11 protein-coding genes are annotated in these 13,431 nt (G+C 68.3%); 7 read left to right on the top strand and 4 right to left on the bottom strand.

Annotated elements, in window-relative coordinates; genetic code table 11:
- Positions 1 to 165: 165 nt before the first annotated feature.
- Positions 166 to 762, bottom strand: coding sequence for a response regulator (locus tag GV832_RS12330; protein ID WP_168775175.1), 597 nt, complete (start codon positions 760 to 762; stop codon positions 166 to 168).
- Positions 763 to 1,012: 250 nt separating this feature from the next.
- Here GV832_RS12330 and GV832_RS12325 point away from each other — a divergent pair, with 250 nt between their 5' ends.
- Together GV832_RS12325 and GV832_RS12320 are read left to right on the top strand one after the other, a co-directional pair.
- Complete coding sequence (locus tag GV832_RS12325) at positions 1,013 to 1,606, top strand: putative pterin-binding protein (RefSeq protein ID WP_168775174.1); 594 nt, start codon at positions 1,013 to 1,015, stop codon at positions 1,604 to 1,606.
- 24 nt (positions 1,607 to 1,630) lie between these two features.
- Positions 1,631 to 4,132: a hybrid sensor histidine kinase/response regulator gene (locus GV832_RS12320; RefSeq protein ID WP_168775173.1), complete on the top strand. Its 2,502-nt coding sequence runs from the start codon at positions 1,631 to 1,633 to the stop codon at positions 4,130 to 4,132.
- On the opposite strand, the gene GV832_RS12315 is transcribed toward GV832_RS12320, so the two are convergent.
- The 3 genes from GV832_RS12315 to GV832_RS12305 all read right to left on the bottom strand — a co-directional run bounded on the left by GV832_RS12315 (position 4,096) and on the right by GV832_RS12305 (position 8,394).
- Complete coding sequence (locus GV832_RS12315; protein ID WP_168775172.1) at positions 4,096 to 5,526, bottom strand: sigma-54-dependent transcriptional regulator; 1,431 nt, start codon at positions 5,524 to 5,526, stop codon at positions 4,096 to 4,098. The two genes, GV832_RS12320 and GV832_RS12315, sit on opposite strands and share 37 nt — an antisense overlap.
- 67 nt (positions 5,527 to 5,593) lie before the next feature.
- Positions 5,594 to 5,971, bottom strand: coding sequence for an Hpt domain-containing protein (locus tag GV832_RS12310; protein WP_168775171.1), 378 nt, complete (start codon positions 5,969 to 5,971; stop codon positions 5,594 to 5,596).
- A 131-nt stretch (positions 5,972 to 6,102) separates the two neighbouring features.
- Positions 6,103 to 8,394: an NADP-dependent malic enzyme gene (locus GV832_RS12305; protein WP_168775170.1), complete on the bottom strand. Its 2,292-nt coding sequence runs from the start codon at positions 8,392 to 8,394 to the stop codon at positions 6,103 to 6,105.
- A gap of 203 nt (positions 8,395 to 8,597) precedes the next feature.
- On the opposite strand from GV832_RS12305, the gene GV832_RS12300 reads away from it, so the two are divergent.
- From GV832_RS12300 to GV832_RS12280, 5 genes are all read left to right on the top strand, one after another.
- Positions 8,598 to 9,230 (top strand): GntR family transcriptional regulator, encoded by a 633-nt coding sequence (locus tag GV832_RS12300; protein ID WP_168775169.1) that lies wholly within the window; start codon positions 8,598 to 8,600, stop codon positions 9,228 to 9,230.
- Entirely contained in the window at positions 9,227 to 10,300 is a 1,074-nt protein-coding gene (locus tag GV832_RS12295) for a cupin domain-containing protein (protein ID WP_168775168.1), read from the top strand. Before GV832_RS12300 ends, GV832_RS12295 begins: the two co-directional genes overlap by 4 nt.
- Positions 10,301 to 10,482: 182 nt before the next feature.
- Complete coding sequence (locus GV832_RS12290; RefSeq protein WP_168775167.1) at positions 10,483 to 10,872, top strand: cytidine deaminase; 390 nt, start codon at positions 10,483 to 10,485, stop codon at positions 10,870 to 10,872.
- 11 nt (positions 10,873 to 10,883) lie between these two features.
- On the top strand, positions 10,884 to 12,191 hold the full coding sequence (locus GV832_RS12285) for a thymidine phosphorylase (RefSeq protein WP_168775190.1): 1,308 nt from the start codon (positions 10,884 to 10,886) through the stop codon (positions 12,189 to 12,191).
- A 10-nt stretch (positions 12,192 to 12,201) separates the two neighbouring features.
- Positions 12,202 to 13,395, top strand: coding sequence for a phosphopentomutase (locus tag GV832_RS12280; protein ID WP_168775166.1), 1,194 nt, complete (start codon positions 12,202 to 12,204; stop codon positions 13,393 to 13,395).
- Positions 13,396 to 13,431: the final 36 nt, after the last annotated feature.

Raw genomic sequence — 13,431 nt, 5'->3', positions numbered from 1 at the left:
TTTCATCTGTTCCCAAACATCCACGGGGTTTCTCAAGGGGGATGTATCCCCCTTGAGGCGGGGGGATCGGGGGGCGGCAGCCTCCCGAATGCGGGGGTGCGGGGGCGGCAGCCCCCGCTTCCTCCGGGTCCGCACAAGGGCGCAAGCCCGCAGAAAGGACCCGGATCAGACCAGCTTGCGATCCCTGGCGATCATCGCCGCATGGGTGCGGTTCCGCGCGCCCAGCTTGCGGCTCATCGTCTTGACATGCAGCTTCACGGTGACCTCCTGCAGGTCAAAATCCCGCGCGATTTCCTTGTTCGACTTGCCCGCGCAAATGCCGCGCAGCACATCCATCTCGCGCAGGGACAAGGCGCCCTCCTCGGTCCGGTCCAAAAGCGTCGCCGGGGCAAAGACCTCGCCCGCGATCATGCATTCCACCGCCCTGACGAAGGCGTCCGGAGAAATCGTCTTGGGCACGAAACCGCGTGCCCCGCGCTCCAATGCCTCCAGCGCAAGGCCCTGGCTCATGTCGCCCGAGATCATCGCCACCGCCGCCACGCCACCCGCCGCCAGCACGCGGTCCAGCGCCGACATCCCGCCCATGCCCGGCATGTTGTAATCCAGCAGCACCAGGTCGAAGACCGCGCCCTCTTCGAGAAGCCGCAGCACGCCCTCGGCATCCCGGGCCTGGGTCACCGGCCCGACGCCCCGCGCGGCAAGATATTGCGCCAGGGTCTCGCGCACCAGGTCATGGTCATCCGCCAGCAAAATCCGAACCATGCCGATTTCCCCAATTCCCCGGCCCTTTCGCCGCTTGGCGTGCCCAGGGACAGCCCTCCGGTCGTCCTGAGTCTACCGCAGCCCCCCCGTGTCTGCCATCCTTTGCGCAAGGGAATTCACATCTGGTTAACCCGTCCCCTCCCGGGAGGCAAAGCTTGCCGCGCGGCCCCGCCCAAGCCTATAAGTGGCCAGGGTCCCGCCCCCCAGCCGCCTGGAGCCACCGATGTCCGCAAGAACGCCGTCCAGACCGATGAGCCCGGGCCTTTCCCTGCCCCCCAGGCCGCAGAATGCCTTCCGCGCGCTGACCCTTGCCGCTGCCCTGGCGCTGGCGCCCCCGGGCCTCGGCGTGCTCTGGGGCCTTCCCGCCCAGGCCCAGACCGCGGCACAGACCCAGCCCAGTTCACCTGTCCCCCAGGGGCCCGTCATCCTCACTGTCTCGGGCCTCGACCCGGAGGTGGCCGCCGATGGGCTCATGCATTTCGACCGCGAGGCGCTGGCGGCGCTGGGTCCGGTGCGCTTCACCACCTCTTCGATCTGGACCGAGGGGCGGCACGAGTTCACCGGCATCCCCCTGGCCACCCTGGCCCAGGCGCTCAAGATCGACAGCAAGGCCCGGATCGTCCTGCGCGCGCTCAACCATTACCAGGTCGAGATGCCCTTGGCCGAGGCCCGCCCCGGCGCCCCGATCCTGGCCTATGAGTTCGACGGCAAACCCATGTCGATCCGCGACAAGGGGCCGATCTGGGTCGTCTATCCCTATGATGCCGACCCCAAGGCCTATCAGACCGTCACCGCCTTTGCCCGCAGCGTCTGGCAGCTGGACCATATCGAAGTCCTGCCCTAGGCGGATCATTTGCCGGAGCCCGACGTGCCCACTGCCTCCCCTCCATCCGGCCTTCCCGCCCTTGGCCCCCTGCGTTCGGCCGTCGTCGTGCTGGCCATTGCCGCCGCCCTGACCGCCCTGATCCTCCTGGCGCTGAACATCGCCCAGCAGATCGACCGCCTGGGCTATTCCTCGAACGACAATGTCCAGTGGACGCTCAGCCAGATGGATGTCGAGCTTCTGACCCTGGAAATCGTGGTCGAGGATGCGATGCAGGGCGAGGCCAGCCTGCAGGATGTCCGGACCCGCTTTGACATCGCCTACAGCCGCTTTGACACGCTGAGGGCAGGGCGGCTCTTTTCCGACCTGCGCCAGACCCCGGGGTTCGATGCGGGCATGGCGCAGCTTCAACGCTTTCTTGACCGCACGGTGACGGTGATCGACGGGCCGGACCCGGGGCTTGCGGCGGTCCTGCCGGGGATGAAGCAAGAGCTGCGCAAGCTCATTCCGGCGGTTCACCGCATGGGCACGATCGGCGTCGAGGTCTTTGCCGCCCAGGCCGACCACAAGCGCAGCGGGATCAAGGCGGCGATGACGCGGCTGGCCGTGGTCAGCGGCGCGTTGCTTGTCGGGCTCCTGGCGCTTTTGGCCTGCCTTGTCCATGTCTCGCGCAAGACCCGCCGCAGCGCGACCGAGGCCGCGGCCACCGCCTCGCGGCTGGATGCGGTGATCAGCGCCTCGCTCGACCCGGTCGTGACGCTGGATGCCGCGGGGCGCATCACCGGTTTCAGCCCCGCCGGGGCGCAGCTTTTCGGCCATTCGCCCGAGTCCGTCCTGGGCCGGGACCTGGGCGTGCTGATCCCCGCCTCCGCCGAGGGCCCGCAGGTCCGGCTCGATCCCCAGGGCGGGCCCCAGCGCCTGCGCGTCACCGCACGCCAGGCCAGCGGCCGCAGCTTCCCGGCCGAGGCCTCGGTCTCGGCCATCCGCACCGAGGCGGGGGCGATGTTCGTGGTCTTCCTCTCGGACCGCTCGGCCCAGGTCGCGGCGGAACAGGCCCTGACCGAGGCCCGCGACACGGCCCTTGCCGGAGAAAAGGCCAAGGCCGATCTCCTGGTCCTGATGAGCCACGAACTGCGCACCCCCCTGAACGGAATGCTTGGCACGGTCGAGCTCTTGCAGGCGACAGAGATGGGCCCCCAGCAGCGCGACTACCTGCGGATCATGGCGGATTCAGGCCGGCTCCTGATGAATTACGTCAACGATATCCTTGACATGACGCGGCTCGACAGCGGCCGCGACGGGCTGACCCTGGCGCCGGTCGACCTGGAGCGCCTGGTCCAGGACGTGGTCGAAAACCAGCGCCCCGCCAGCGCGCTTCTGGGCAATGACCTGGCCTTCGAACGCGCGCCGGATTGCCCGACCCATGTCATGGGCGACCAGGGGCGGCTGCGGCAGATCCTGTTGAACCTGGTGGGCAATGCCGTCAAGTTCACCCGGGCGGGCCAGATCCTGATCCGGCTGCAACGCCTGGCCGATGGCGCCTTTCAGATCTCCGTCACCGACACCGGTATAGGGATTGCCAAGGAAGACCTGGATCGGGTCTTCGAGGATTTCGTGACGCTCGACCCCTCTTTCGCGCGCCGGACTTCGGGGACAGGGCTTGGCCTTGGCATCGTGCGGCGCATCGTCACCCGGATGGGCGGCACGGTCAGCGTCGAGAGCGAGCCGGGGCGGGGCAGCACCTTCCGCCTGGTCCTGCCGCTGGAGCCCACGAACCCGCCCGCCGAGGCCCCTGCAGCGCCCCTGGCCCCTGCCCCCTGCCCGCTCTTGCGCATCCTGGTCGTCGAGGACAATTTCTTCAACCGGCTCATCGTGCGCGAGATGCTCAAGCAGGACGGCCATGCGGTGACCGAGGCCAGCGACGGGCTGGAGGGTCTGCGGCTGGCAAGTGAGCAGGATTTCGACGTGATCCTGATGGATATCTCGATGCCCGAACTGGACGGGATCGCGGCGACCCAACGCCTTCGGGCCGAGGGCGGGCGCAATGCCGCCACCCCGGTCCTGGCCCTGACCGCCCATGCGATGCCCGATGACCTGCGCCGTTTCCGCGCCGTGGGGATGCGCCATGTCCTCTTCAAGCCGGTCGAGCGCGCGGTCCTGCGCGAGGCCCTGGCGCAAAGCGTCCCGCCCTCGGCCCTGGGCGACCTGCGCGACGGGCGGACGGCCAGCGACATGAGCGGCGCCCTGCCGCCCGAGGTCCTGGCCCAGCTGACCGACCGCTTCATCACCGAGATGGAGCTTGGCCTGACCCGCCTGGCCGATGCGCCGCTTGAGATCGCCGTCAAGGAGGCCCATCACATGGCAGGCTCGGCCGGGGTCTTCGGCGCCAAGGCCATGGGCGAGGGGCTGGAGCGGCTCTTGACCCGGTTGCGCGCCGGAGAGGCCGAGGCCGCCCGCGCCGCCCTGCCCGGCCTGACCCGGATCTGGGCGCAGACCGTGGCGGCCTATCGTCAATCCTCGCGCGACCAGGCCTCGAGCTTGCGGTAAAGCGTCGAGGGCGACAGGTCCAGGACCCGCGCCGCCTTGGGGATGGATCCGCCGTGGCGGGCGATGGTCGCCATGACGACCAGGCGCTCGACCTCGGCAAGGGGGCGGTCCATCAGGCTGTCCAGCGTGGGCTCGCCCGGTGCGGCGACGGGTGGGGCGCTGGGGGTCCGTTCCAGGTCCGTCAGGGTCTCGGGCAGCATGTCCAGCGTGACCGACCCACCGCGATTCAGGACGACGACATTGCGGATGACGTTCAAGAGCTGGCGCACATTGCCCGGCCAGGGGTGACGGAGGAAAAGCTCCGCGACCTCGGGGTCGAGCCCGTCGAACCGCCGCCCCTCTTCCTCGGCAAAGCGCGCCAGCATCGTCTCGGCGATCTCGATCACGTCCTCCCCCCTCTCGCGCAGCGGCGGCAGATGGATCGGCACGACGAAAAGCCGGTAGTAAAGGTCCTCGCGGAACTGCCCGCGCCGGACGGCATCCAGGGGGTCGCGGTTGGTGGCGCAGACGATGCGGACATCGACCTTGATGGGCTTGGTCGCCCCCACCGGCAGCACGGAGGAAGTTTGCAGGAACCGCAAGAGCTTGGTCTGCAACGCGGGCGCCATCTCGCAGATTTCATCGAGGAACAGCGTCCCGCCATCCGCCGCCGTCGCCGCCCCCGGCCTGTCGCTGATCGCCCCGGTGAAAGAGCCCTTCATATGGCCGAAGACCTCGGATTCCAGCAGGTCATGCGGGATGGCCCCGCAGTTCAGCGCGATGAAGGGCCCCTTGGCCCGGGGGCTGGCGCCATGGACGGCCAGCGCCGCCAGTTCCTTGCCCGTGCCGCTTTCACCGGTGATGAAGACCGTGGCCATCGAGCCCGCGACCGAGGCGATCTTGTCATGGATGCGACCCATGACCTCGGAGCTGCCGATGAAGCCCGCCGCTGCATCCCCCGCCGTCTTGCGGCTTTGGCTGCGGGCGACGGCATTGGCCACGGCCGAAAGAAAGCGCGCGTCCTCGAAGGGCTTGACCAGGAACTCATGCGCCCCGGCCCGCATCGCCTCGACCGCGCGGTTGATCGACCCATGGGCGGTGATGACGATGACCTTGGTGTTCGGCCGCCGCTCCAGCATGGCCGTCATCACCTGCAACCCGTCGCCATCGGGCAGGCCCAGGTCCAAAAGCACCACCCGGTGGTTGCCCGAGGCGAAAAGCCGGTGCCCCTCGGCCGCCGAGGCTGCGAGATGGACCTCGTAGCCCTCGGCCGCAAGGACCGAGCGGTAGATCAGCTGCAACGAGGCCGTGTCCTCGATCAACAGGATCGGCCCTGCCTTGGCGAGGGCAGGTTTGGCGGCAGGGGTCTTGGTCGCGGCTGCGCGCGGGGCGGCCTTTTGGGAATTGGCGGACATCGGAAATGCCTTCTGCATAGCCGACAATGCCGCCATTCCCTTCAGGGTTGCAAGAGCCTGCGACCCCTCAGCGCCCCGCCCGCATCGCGATCAGGCTGGAAATCAGCCGGTCGACCATGGGCCTCAGCCCCGCGACCACGGCCTCGGCGCCCGGCTCGGGGCCTTCGCGCAAGAGCCGCCCCGCCTCCAGCGCCAGCCGATGCAGAGGCGCGGCCCCCACGGTTCCGGCAATCCCGATCAGCGTGTGGTTCTGCCGCCTGAGGGTGGCGATATCCACCGACCTTGCCCGGTTCAGCACCTGCTGCACCTCGCGCAGGTCCATGATCAGGCGGTCAAGGATTTCGATGGTCTGCTCCGGCCCTGCCAGGTCGAAGAGACGGATCAGCACTTTTTCGTCCAGCTCCGGCTCGGAACCCGGGACGTCGGAGTTCGGTCTGTCAGTCATCGGTGAGGTCAAAACGGGACCCCTTTTCACTCGGTATGGCACAAAAACCCCGGGGAGTCCCGGGGCATGTTCAGAGTTGCGCCCTTTGACCAGGCTTGTCCACCTGGTGAATGATCCGTTAACCTTGATTGTCAGCCGTAAAGCGAGACCGGCGCCCCGGCGAGCGCCGAGACGTTCAAGAGCCCGCGCGCCGTGATCGAGGGCGTGACGATATGGGCGCGGTTGCCCATGCCCATCAGGATCGGCCCGACCTCGAGCCCCCCCGCCTTCATCCGCAGCATGTTGCGCGCCACGTTGGCGGCATCGGTATAGCCGAAGATCAGGATATTGGCCGTGCCCGTCAGCCGCGAGTTCGGGAAGATGCGCATCCGCAATTCCTCGTCCAGCGCGGCATCGAGGCTCATTTCGCCCTCGTATTCGAAATCGACCTCGCGGGCGTCGAGGATCTCCATCGCCTGCCGCATCCGCCGCCCGCTGTCGGATTCCAGGTTGCCGAAGTTCGAATGCGAGCAGAGCGCGACCTTGGGCTGGATGCCGAAGCGGCGGGCATGGCGGGCCGCGCCGATGGCTGCCGTGGCGATCTGGTCGGGCTCGGGGATCGGGTTGACCTGGGTGTCGGCCACGAAGAGCGGGCCGTCTTCCAGGATCATCAGCGACAGCGCGCCCTGCGGGTGGTTGCCGCCGCGCGCCAGGACCTTGCGCACATAGTTCAGGTGCCAGAGATACTGGCCATAGGTGCCGCAGATCATCGCATCGGCATCGCCGCGCTGGACGGCGATGGCGGCAATTGCGGTGGTGTTGGTGCGCAGGACCGTGCGCGCCGTCTCGGGCGTCACGCCCTGGCGCTCCAGGAGCTTGTGATAGCTGCCCCAGTAATCCCGGTAGCGGCGGTCGCTTTCGGGGTTCACGATCTCGAAGTCGCGGTCGGGGCGGATCGGCAGGCCGAACCGCTCGCAGCGCGCGATCATCACCTCGGGGCGGCCGATCAGGATCGGCTTGACGGTCATTTCCTCCAGGATGGCGCTGGCGGCGCGCAGGACGCGCTCGTCTTCGCCTTCCGCAAAGATGATCCGGCGTTCCGAGGCGCGGGCGGCATCGAAGACCGGCCGCATGATCAGGGCGGACTTGAAGACCGACCCGTCCAGCTTGTGGCGATAGGCCTCCAGGTCGGCCAGCGGGCGCGTCGCCACCCCCGTCTCCATCGCGGCCTTGGCCACGGCCGAGGCCACGACGCCGATCAGGCGCGGGTCAAAGGGCTTCGGGATCAGGTATTCCGCGCCAAAGGCCAGCTTTTCGCCGGCATAGGCCGCCGCCGCCTCGGCGCTGGTCGTGACGCGGGCCAGCTGGGCGATGCCCTCGATGGCGGCAAGCTCCATTTCCGAGTTGATCGTGGTGGCGCCGACATCCAGGGCGCCGCGGAAGATGAAGGGGAAGCAGAGGACGTTGTTGACCTGGTTCGGGAAATCCGACCGTCCAGTGGCGATGATCGCATCCGGCACCGCCGCCCGCGCCACATCCGGCAGGATCTCGGGCGAGGGATTGGCGAGCGCAAAGACGATGGGGCGCGGGGCCATGGTCTTGACCATCTCGGCCGTCAACACGCCCGGGCCGGAGAGACCCAGGAACAGATCGGCCCCCACGATGACATCGGCCAGAGTCGCGGGCTGGGTCCCCTGTGCATAGGCCGCCTTCTGGTCGGTCATCTGCTCGGTCCGGCCATGATGGACCAGCCCCGCAAGGTCGCAGAGCCAGACATTCTCGCGCTTGACCCCCAGCTTCAAGAGCATGTTCAGGCAGGCGATCCCCGCCGCCCCGCCGCCGGTCGAGACGACCTTGATGTCCTCGAAGCGCTTCTCGGCCACGACCATGGCATTGGTCGCCGCTGCCCCCACGACGATGGCCGTGCCATGCTGGTCGTCATGGAAGACCGGGATCTTCATGCGCTCACGACACAGCTTCTCGACGATGAAGCAATCGGGCGCCTTGATGTCTTCCAGGTTGATCGCCCCGAAGGTCGGCTCCAGCGCGCAGACCAGCTCCGCCAGCTTGACCGGATCGGGCTCGTTCAGCTCGATGTCGAAACAGTCGATATTGGCGAATTTCTTGAAGAGCACCGCCTTGCCCTCCATCACCGGCTTCGAGGCCAGGGCGCCGATATTGCCCAGGCCCAGCACGGCCGTCCCGTTCGAGACCACGCCCACCAGGTTCCCGCGCGAGGTATAGCGGCTGGCGGTGGAAGGGTCGGCCTTGATCTCGAGGCAGGCTTCGGCCACGCCCGGCGAATAGGCCCGCGCCAGGTCGCGGCCATTGGCCAAGGGCTTGGTCGCACGGATCTCCAGTTTCCCGGGCTTGGGGAATTCATGGTAGTCCAGCGCCGCCTGCCGCGCGTTGTGCTTCACCTCGTCCTGCCGGTCGTCGCTCATCTCGCCCTCATGTCTTTGCCGCCTGGCCAAAAGGCGGGCCTCATGCCTGACCAAGACCGCGCCAAGGGTCAAGCCTTTTCCGGCATTTGACGGCCAGAAGCGACGGGGCACCCGCAAGAAAAGTATACCGAAATCGCGGGATATCCGCCTCTTCGCGCCCGTTTCGCTTGACTTCGGCACAAACAGTATACTTTTAATCAGCAATGACCCGCACCAACCACCGCACCCGCATCCGCGACGAGATCCGCGCCCGGCTTCTGACCGGACAGATCGGCCCCTCCGACCGGCTGATCGACCATGCCATCGCCGCCGAGATGGGCGTCTCCCGCATGCCCGTCCGTGAGGCCCTGATGCAGCTCGTGTCCGAGGGCTACCTGGCCTCGACCTCGCGCGGCTTTGCCCTGCCCGACCTCTCGCCGGAGCGGATTGCGCAGGTCTTCACGCTGCGCAAACTGCTGGAGCCCCATGCGGCGGGCAGCGCCGCCCAGAGCCTGACGCCAGAGGCGCTTTCCGCCCTGGCCGGGGCGCTGAAGGACCTGGAAGAGGCCCCCGACACGGCGGCCTTCCACCGCGCCTCCGAGACCTTCCGCACCACCTGGCTCGCCGCCCTGCCCAACCACGAACTGCGCGAGACGATCCAGCGCTACTCCGCCCAGGTCCAGGCGGTGCGGCTTGCGACGATGAAGGACCCGGCTGCGCGCCGCACCATCGCCCAGGGCCTCAGCGCCCTCATGACCGCCTTCCAGGCCCGCGATGCCCTCGCCGCCGCCGACCTCATGACACGTTTCATCCACCAGGCCGAAGACAGCCACCACAGCCAGACGAGGACCAAATGAAAGCCGAAATCCTGCTGCCCACCGCCGATCTGCGCGCCGATCTGCCCTTCTTCACCAAGACCCTGGGGATGCGGATGGACATGATCTACCCGGCCGACAACCCCTCGGTCGTGGTCCTGTCGGGCCATGGGCTGCGGCTGAGGCTGGATGCGGGGCTGACAGCCGCGCCGGGCACGATCCGCATCCTGTCCGATGACTGGGCCGCGATTGCGGCGGGCGCCAAGACCCTGACCTCCCCGGGCGGCACGCAGGTGCAGCTCGACGAGCTGAACCCGCCCCTTGTCCTGCCCGCGACCGAACACGCCTTCGTCGTCCGCCGCCTGGCCGACCAGGCGCCCTGGGTGATCGGGCGGGCGGGGATGATGTATCGCGACCTCGTCCCCACCCGCCTCGGCGGCGCCATGATCGCCAGCCACATCCGCGTGCCCGATGGCAAGGTCCCGGACATGGTGCATTTCCATAAAGTGGGCTTCCAGCTGATCTTCTGCATCAAGGGCTGGGTCGATGTGCTGTATGAAGACCAGGGCGGCATCCGGCGCCTCCATGCGGGCGATTGCTTCATCCAGCCCCCCACGATCCGCCACCGCGTCCTGGAATCCGGCGAGGGCATCGAGGTGATCGAGATCGGCGTCCCTGCCGAGCATATCACCGAGATCGACCATGAGATGACCCTGCCCAATGCGACCGTGAACCCCGACCGCGAATGGGAGGGCCAGCGCTTCGTCCACAATGTGGGCTCCACCGGCAGCTTCGCCCCCTTCCGCATCCCGGGCTTCCAGGCCCGAGACACGACGATCAACGCCAATACGAAAGGCGTGGCCTCCGTCATGGTCGCCAAACCCACGGGCGGCGAAAGCCCCTGGACCAAGCACCAGGGCGACATCCTCTTCAATTTCGTCATGTCCGGCGAAATGACCCTTCACGGCGAGGGGAAAGAGCCCTACCGCCTCTCCCCCGGCGACGCCTTCGTCATCCCCCCGGGCCTGGCGACCCGCTACACCGACACAACCCCCGACCTGCAACTCCTCGAAGTCTCCCTCCCCGGCCAAGTCCCCACGACGATCCTGTAACGTCCACGGGGTTTCCAAAGGGGCGCGTGCGCCCCTTTGGGCAGGGGGGTGCGGGGGGGCGGCAGCCCCCCCGCTTCGGGCGACGAGAGCACAAGGGCGCCAGCCCGCCGGGCCTCTCGGCGCAAAGGCTTGCAAGCCATGGCAAAGCGGATCATCCTTGTCCAAACGGTCAAGGAGCCATCATGACCCTGCTCGAAGCCGCGACCCAGGTACGCGAAAACGCCTATGCCCCCTATTCCCGCTTCAAGGTCGGCGCGGCCTTGCGCTCGACCGAAGGCCATCTCCACCTTGGCGTGAATGTGGAAAACGCGGCCTATCCGGAAGGCACCTGCGCCGAGGCCGGCGCCATCGCGGCCATGTGCGCCAGCGGAGACAAAAGGATCGCCGAGATCCTCGTCATCGCCGACTGCCCCGAACCCGTCCCCCCCTGCGGCGGCTGCCGCCAGAAGATCGCCGAATTCGCCGATCCGGGGGTCCTTGTCACGCTCTGCACCACCGCCGGCAAATCGAAAACCATGACCGTGGCAGAGCTCCTGCCCGGCAGTTTCAACGCCGGGTTCATGGCGCCTTGATGGCCTCCCCGATGGATGCGCGCGCCATCATCGCCAAGATCCGCGACGGGCAAAGCCCCTCGGCGGAGGAGCTCGGCTGGTTCGCCCAGGGCCTCGCCTCGGGCGGGGTCAGCGATGCCCAGGCGGGGGCCTTTGCCATGGCGGTGCTGCTGAAGGGCCTCGGCGAAGAGGGCCGCGTCGCCCTGACCCGCGCCATGCGCGACAGCGGCGATGTCATGGCCTGGGACCTGCCGGGCCCGGTGATCGACAAGCATTCGACCGGGGGGATCGGCGATTGCGTCTCGCTTCTGCTCGCCCCGGCGCTGGCCGCCTGCGGGGCCTATGTGCCGATGATCTCGGGACGGGGGCTGGGCCATACCGGGGGGACGCTCGACAAGCTCGAGGCCATCCCCGGCTTTCGCACCGGCCTGAGCGAAGACCAGCTCCGCCGCCAGATGGAGACGACGCGCTGCGCCATCGTCTCGGCCTCGGGCCAGATCGCGCCCGCCGACCGCCGACTCTATGCCGTCCGCGACGTGACGGCCACGGTCGAAAGCGTCGACCTGATCACCGCCTCGATCCTCTCCAAGAAACTCGCCGCCGGGCTCGAGGCCCTGGTCCTGGATGTCAAATGCGGCTCGGGCGCCTTCATGAAGACGCTGGAGGAGGCCGAGGTCCTGGCCCGCGCCCTTGTCTCCACCGCCAATGGTGCGGGCTGCATGACCTCGGCGCTGATCACCGACATGAGCCAGCCCCTGGCCACCGCGGCGGGCAATGCGCTGGAGGTCATCGAGGTGATGGAGACCCTGACCGGGGTCTCGGTCAACACCGCGCTCTGGGACCTGACGATGGAGCTGGGCGGCGAGGCCCTGGCGCTCGGCGGCCTGGCCGATGATGCCAAGGACGGCGCCGGGCGGATCGCCCAGGCGCTTGAAAACGGCAGCGCCGCCGACTGGTTCGGACGCATGGTCCAGGCCCAGGGCGGCCCTGCCGACTTCATCGACAGATGGCCCGACCGCCTGCCCGCAGCGCCGGTGGTGGTCCAGGTGCCCTGCCCCGAGGGCGGTTTCGTCGGCCGGATCGACGGTCAGGCCCTGGGGCTCGCCGTGGTGCGCCTCGGTGGGGGAAGGATGCGCGAGGGCGACCGGATCAACCCGGCCGTGGGCCTCTCGGACCTGGCCGGGATCGGCGAGGACCTCGGACGCGGCGCGCCCCTGGCCCTGGTCCATGCCGCGACCGAGGACCAGGCCCTTGCCGCCGCCCAAGCCGTGCTGGCGGCCTATGTCATGCAGGACCATCCGCCCGAGGAACCGGCGCTGGTCCTGAAGAAGATCACCTGAGGAGACCGGAATGCCGCGCGCCTTTCTGATCGTGATGGATTCGGTCGGCGCCGGGGGCGCGCCGGATGCGGCGGCCTTTGGCGATGCGGGCGCCAATACATTGGGCCATATCGCGGAAGCCTGTGCCTCGGGCCGGGCCGATCAGGGCCGCAGTGGGCCCCTGCGCATGCCGGTCCTGGACGGGCTGGGCCTTGGGGCGGCGGTCGAGCTGGCCTCGGGGGTCCGGATGCCGGGGTTTTCCGCAACTCCTGCGGGCCTTTGGGGCGCGGCGGAGGAGGTCAGCCGGGGCAAGGACACGCCCTCCGGCCATTGGGAGCTGGCGGGCGTGCCGGTGCCCTGGGACTGGACCTATTTCCCCGACACGGTCCCTGCCTTTCCGCCGGAAATCACAGCCCTGGTCTGTCGGCTCGCGGGGACCGAAGGCATCCTCGGCAACTGCCATTCCTCGGGCGTGCCGATCATCGAGAAGCACTGCGCGGAACATCTGCAGACCGGCTGGCCGATCTGCTATACCTCGGCCGACAGCGTCTTCCAGATCGCCGCGCATGAAGAGGCCTTCGGGCTGGAGCGGCTCTTGAAGCTCTGCGCCGACCTGGCACCGCATCTTCATGCGATGAAGGTGGGGCGGGTCATCGCGCGGCCCTTCACCGGCAGCCCCGGGGCCTTCAAGCGCACCGCCAACCGCAAGGATTTCGCCATCGCGCCGCCGGGGCCCACGCTGCTGGACTGGGTGCAGGACGCGGGGCGGATGACCCATGCCGTGGGCAAGATCGGCGATATCTTCTCGATGCAGGGCGTGGGGAAGCTCTGGAAGGGCAAGGGTGACCTTGACCTTTTCGATCACCTGGACCGGCTGGGGAGTGAGGCGGAGCCCGGCTCCTTGACCTTTGCCAATTTCGTCGAGTTCGACAGCCTTTGGGGCCATCCGCGCGACGTGGCGGGCTATGCCCGCGCGCTGGAGTGGTTTGATGGGAAGGTCGCGGGGTTCCTCTCGCGGCTGCGGCCCGGGGACTTGGCGCTCTTCACCGCCGATCATGGCAATGACCCGACCTGGCGCGGGACCGATCACACGCGGGAGCGGGTGCCGGTCGTGGGATATGGCGCAGTGGGGGCCTTGGGGATCAGGGGCTTTGTCGATGTGGCGGCCTCGGTGGCGGCGCATCTGGGGGTTCAGGCGCAGGGGCCGGGGCGGAGCTTTCTGTGACCGCACTTGGGGGCTCTGCCCCCAAACCCCCGGGAT

This window comes from Stagnihabitans tardus (genome assembly GCF_009925085.1).
GTDB classification, from domain to species: Bacteria; Pseudomonadota; Alphaproteobacteria; order Rhodobacterales; family Rhodobacteraceae; genus Stagnihabitans; species Stagnihabitans tardus.
Note: the sequence above shows the minus strand (reverse complement) of the source record. Positions and strands in the feature narration are given on the sequence as shown.

What these genes read in the sequence shown, in the direction of transcription:
- GV832_RS12305 (WP_168775170.1), bottom strand. Translation starts at nt 8,394, where the DNA reads ATGAGCGACGACCGGCAGGACGAGGTGAAGCACAACGCGCGGCAGGCG.
- GV832_RS12290 (WP_168775167.1), top strand. Translation starts at nt 10,483, where the DNA reads ATGACCCTGCTCGAAGCCGCGACCCAGGTACGCGAAAACGCCTATGCC.
- GV832_RS12280 (WP_168775166.1), top strand. Translation starts at nt 12,202, where the DNA reads ATGCCGCGCGCCTTTCTGATCGTGATGGATTCGGTCGGCGCCGGGGGC.
- GV832_RS12325 (WP_168775174.1), top strand. Translation starts at nt 1,013, where the DNA reads ATGAGCCCGGGCCTTTCCCTGCCCCCCAGGCCGCAGAATGCCTTCCGC.
- GV832_RS12300 (WP_168775169.1), top strand. Translation starts at nt 8,598, where the DNA reads ATGACCCGCACCAACCACCGCACCCGCATCCGCGACGAGATCCGCGCC.
- GV832_RS12285 (WP_168775190.1), top strand. Translation starts at nt 10,884, where the DNA reads ATGGATGCGCGCGCCATCATCGCCAAGATCCGCGACGGGCAAAGCCCC.
- GV832_RS12310 (WP_168775171.1), bottom strand. Translation starts at nt 5,971, where the DNA reads ATGACTGACAGACCGAACTCCGACGTCCCGGGTTCCGAGCCGGAGCTG.
- GV832_RS12330 (WP_168775175.1), bottom strand. Translation starts at nt 762, where the DNA reads ATGGTTCGGATTTTGCTGGCGGATGACCATGACCTGGTGCGCGAGACC.
- GV832_RS12295 (WP_168775168.1), top strand. Translation starts at nt 9,227, where the DNA reads ATGAAAGCCGAAATCCTGCTGCCCACCGCCGATCTGCGCGCCGATCTG.
- GV832_RS12315 (WP_168775172.1), bottom strand. Translation starts at nt 5,526, where the DNA reads ATGTCCGCCAATTCCCAAAAGGCCGCCCCGCGCGCAGCCGCGACCAAG.